The 4,417-nt window shown below is 69.2% G+C and carries 3 protein-coding genes; all 3 read right to left on the minus strand.

Annotated features, from left to right (window positions below; translation table 11 throughout):
• Positions 1-13: 13 nt before the first annotated feature.
• Positions 14-1,102, minus strand: coding sequence for an efflux RND transporter periplasmic adaptor subunit (locus VFE28_00820; GenBank protein HZM14517.1), 1,089 nt, complete (start codon positions 1,100-1,102; stop codon positions 14-16).
• A 71-nt stretch (positions 1,103-1,173) separates the two neighbouring features.
• Positions 1,174-3,564 (minus strand): TolC family protein, encoded by a 2,391-nt coding sequence (locus VFE28_00825; GenBank protein HZM14518.1) that lies wholly within the window; start codon positions 3,562-3,564, stop codon positions 1,174-1,176.
• A 103-nt stretch (positions 3,565-3,667) separates the two neighbouring features.
• On the minus strand, positions 3,668-4,417 hold a 750-nt coding region (locus VFE28_00830), incomplete at its 5' end, for an FAD-dependent oxidoreductase (GenBank protein HZM14519.1).

Genomic DNA, 4,417 nt, shown 5'->3' on the forward strand with positions numbered 1-4,417 from the left:
GACCTCTCGGCGCTCAGGGGACGATGTGCACTTCCTGCTGGTCCGCCACCAGGGTGGCGCCGGTGACGACGACGTGCTCGCCACCTTGCAGTCCCCCGGTCACGACGATCGAGTTGCCCACGACATCGCCGAGCTGCACCACCTGCATGCGGGCGATGTGTTTCTCCCCTGCCGCCTCGACGACGTACACCGCGTAGCCGTTCGGGTCGTCCTTCGCGCGCACGATCGCCTTGAGCGGCACCAAGGTGGCCTCGGTTCCTTCGGTCTGCTCGGCGACGTGGAGGGCGGCGATCATGCCGATCTTGAGGCGGCCGTCGGGATTCGGGATGGTGCACTCCACCTCGAAGATGCGGCTGTTGGGGTCGGCGGAGGGCGCGATGCGCGTCACCAGACCGCGGAGGGCGCGGCCGGGGATGGCCTCGGAGTCGACCCGGAGCGAGTCCCCCATGTGGATGGCGGCGAGAGCCACGTCCGGAACTCCGACCACGGCCTTGACGGCGCGGGTGTCGGCGAGGACAAAGGAGATCCCCCCGGGCGAGACGAGCGAACCGATCTCGACGCTGCGGCGAATCACGGTGCCGTCCATCGGTGCCTGCAAGGAGCAATCGTTGAGAGCCTCCGCCGCCTGGTCGTAGCGCGCCTGGCTCGACTGCGCCCGGGCGAAGGCGCCGTCGTACTCGGCCTTGGCGATGGTGCTGTTCTCGTACATGCGGGTGGCGCGCTCGTAATCGGCTCGCGCCTGGGTGAGCGACGCCTGCGCATCCGCCAACCGGTCGCGGTACTCGTTGGGGCGCACCTTCGCGAGCACCGTACCCCGGCGGACGAAGTCGCCGTCCTGCACATTGCGCAGCAGGCCGTCGGCGCCGCGGACCTGCAGGATCTCGTCGATGTAGCCATTCACCTTGAAGATCAAGTCCACCTGGGCGTAGGGGCGGAAGGTGGCGGAGTAGCGCAACTCACCGGCGCTGCGGGAGCGCTCGGCGGGCGCGACCTGTACCGGTACGGCATGCCGCTCCGGCGGCGCACCGCCACCGCAGCTGCCGAGGGCGAGTCCGGCGAGGCCTGCGGCGACGGCTTGGTGGCGGCGAACCCTGGATCCCATCCTCGTCTCCTCTCGGCGGCGGATCTCGTCTCCCATTCTCGCCTCCTCCGGTGTGGGGCGTGCCGTCGCGTCTAGGGGCGCCGCGCTCCGGCCCTGGCGACGAACTCTTCCAAGCGCTGGCGGAACGACTCTCGCTCCGGGTCGCTGCGGGTGAAATCGAAGCGCCCGATGGCGCGCTGCACTTCGAGCCAGTCGTCGAGGAAGTCGTAGACGGCGTTGGCGGCCGACTGCTCGGAGACGACGTGGGCGTTCTGCGCGTCGAGCAGGTTGATGAAAGAGGTGGCGCCGCGGGTATAGCTATCGGTGACGAGGTCGAGGTTCCGCTGCGCCCATTCCGACGCCGAGCGCGCCTCGCGCATGCCGGCGTAGGAGGCCCCGGCCCGATGTGCCGCGGCACGGATGCGCTGTTCGATGCGCTCCGCCGCCGACTGGCGTTGCAGCTCCAAGCTGGACAGCTCTTCACGTGCCTGCGCCCGCAGCGCGAAGCGCCCGCCGCCACGGGAAAGCGGGTACGCCGCCAAGAGGCCGAGGCTCCAATCGATGTCGTCGGCCTGGGGCACGCCGGGGACGACGAAGGCCGGTTCCGAGCCGGCGCCGTCCTTCGACCACACACTGCTCCACGAGGCCTGGAAGCTCAGTTGCGGCAGGAAGAAGGCCCGCGTCGCCGACTGCAGCTGGCGCTGGGAGGCGGCGATCGCGGCGTCGAAGCTCTGCAGCTCCGGAGAGGTGGACAAGCCTTCCTCGACGAGAAAGTCGCGCAGCGCAGCGAAGGCGACCTTGTCGCCGAAGTAGGGAAGCGAGGGTGCGAGGCTGCGCGCCACTTCCGGGTCTTCCAGGTCGGTCTCGGCGGCGATGAAGGGCTCTTCGGCCGGCCGGTGCAGGATGCGGTTCATCTCGATCTCGGCGAGGTTGCGGACCGCGTTCGCCTCGATCGCCTCCTTCCGGTTAGTGGCGATCTCGCTCTCCCAGCGGTACACATCGGAGCGACCGGTGGCGCCCACGGACTCCAAGAGCCGCGCCGTCTCCAGGTGCCGCCGGGTGAGCTGCAGGTTCTCCTTGCGGATGCGCTCGAGAGTCTTGGCGCGCAGCACGTCCAGGTGCGCGGCGCCGGCGGCGCGCGCCGTGTCGAGACGCGTCTGGTCGAGATCGCGCTCGCGGGCCCGCTGCAGGCTGCGCTCGCTGGACCAGCGCGCCAGGTCGGGCTCGGAGAAGAGGAGCTGCGAGGCCTGGAGCGTGCCGACCAGGCTGCGTTCGGCCTGGGAGCCGAAGCTGGCGGCGGCGCGGTCGGCATCGATCTCTGCACCGAGGAGCGAAGCATCGGCCTGCGGCAGGAGCACCGAACGCGCCGAGGCGACCTGGGCGGCGCCGGCACGCGTCTGCGCCACCGCGGCGGCCAGATCCACGTTGGCCAGGAGGGCCTCTTGCATGGAGGCGACGAGCGTCAGGGTCCGACCGCGCGGCTCCGCCTCCCCGAACACCTCGGCCTCCGAGAGCCCGGCCCAGCTCGGGTACCAGCCGATGGCGCGCGCGGTGCGCGCGTTGAGCATGAGCCGCTCACCGATGACGATGCCGGTGGGAAGCTTGCCGGCATCCTCACCGGAGAGGATGCGTTGCACCGTCACCGCCAGCCGGCGTGCCATCTGCGGAAAGATGTCGGGGCTGACGCCGGCGAGCACGCCGCGCTGCACCTCCTTTTCGCCGAGGCAGGAGAAGGTGGGCAGCCGGCGCGCGGTGAGCCCGGCCATGAGGCTGTCCCAGGCGGCGGCGGAAAGCTGGAGCAGGGGCATCAGGTAGATCGCGTCGATCTCCGCCGGGAGTCGCGCCAGAGTCTGCTCCGCCGACGCGCCCATGGGGAGGAAGCGAGCCTCCACGCCGACCCTGGACGCCGCAGCCAGCACGCTGTCGCACAAAACCGGCAGCGCCGTGGTGACGTTTTGGTTGGCGAACACCCCGAGGTGCCGGAAGGAGACGAGATCGTGGAAGGTGCGGAGGTCGCGTTCCACTGCGGTGGGGACGCTGAGATAGCTCAGGTTGTGCACGCCGCTCGTGCCATCGCGGCTCGGCAGGCCCTGTGCCTTCGCATCGATCACTGCCGGGGCGATGATGGGTTTGGTCGGCGCTGCACCGCGGCAGGCGCGGTCCGAAGACAGGATGCCGAGCGCCACGACGAGATCGACTTCGGGATCGGCCATCAGGCGCCGGAGTGCTCCCTCCGCTCCGGGCAAGGTCCAGTCGCCGACCACGAGCTTGTCGTCGGGAAAGCGAAGGTCGAACTGGTCGCGGACGAGGGCGCGCATCTCGGCGCGCATCTGCTCCAGGACCTCGGTGTTCCGCTCCCAGGGACCGTCCACGACGAAGCCGACGTGAACGACCCGTGGCGCTGCCACGATGGGCTGGGCAGGAAAGAGAAGCCATGCCACCAAGAGTGACGCGGCGTAGATGGCGCTGCGACTGGTGGGCAAGCGCTCCCCCGGCAGAACTCGGCGTGGAGATCCAGCTGGAATCGCCGGTATTATGCCGAGTCGGCCGGAGGCCGGCAAGTGGCTGGGACCCGGGCGTAGCGCTTCAGCACAGCTTGTTCAGACCGTCCAGCGCCGCCACCTTGTAGGCCTCGGCGTAGGTGGGATAGTTGAACACCGCATCGCGGAAGTACTCCACCGTGCCGCCGAGGGCGAGCACACTCTGCCCGATGTGGACGATCTCGGCGGCGTTGTCGCCGATGACATGCACGCCGAGTATCTGCAGGTTGTCGGGATGGAAGAGGATCTTGAGCAAACCGCTCCGGTCGCCGGCGATCTGGCCGCGCGCCAGCTCCTCGTACTTGGCGATGCCGGTCTCGTATGGCACCTGGGCCTGGGTGAGCTCGCGTTCGGTGCGGCCGACCATGGAGATCTCGGGGATGGTGTAGATGCCGTACGGCATGGTCTCGTTGCGCGGCGTCGGCCGGCCGAACATGTGGCAGCTCGCCAGCCTTCCTTGTTCCATGGAGGTCGACGCCAGGGCGGGAAAACCGATGACGTCGCCAGCGGCGTAGATGTGCGGCACCGTGGTCTGGAAGTGCTCGTTCACCGCGATGCGACCACGCGCGTCGGCCTCGAGCCCGGCTGCTCGCAGATCGAGGGTGTCGGCGTTGGTTTGCCGCCCGACTGCGTACAGCAGTCCGGCGGCAGCGATACGCTTGCCACTCTCCAGGTGCGCGTGCACGCGGCCATCCTCCTCCATCGCGACGCTCGTCATCTTCTCGCCCAGGCGAAAGGTGGTTCCCTGCCGCCGCATGTGGACCATGAGCGCTTCCACGATCTCCTGATCCACGAA

It is taken from the genome of Candidatus Krumholzibacteriia bacterium, assembly GCA_035649275.1.
Lineage (GTDB): Bacteria > Krumholzibacteriota > Krumholzibacteriia.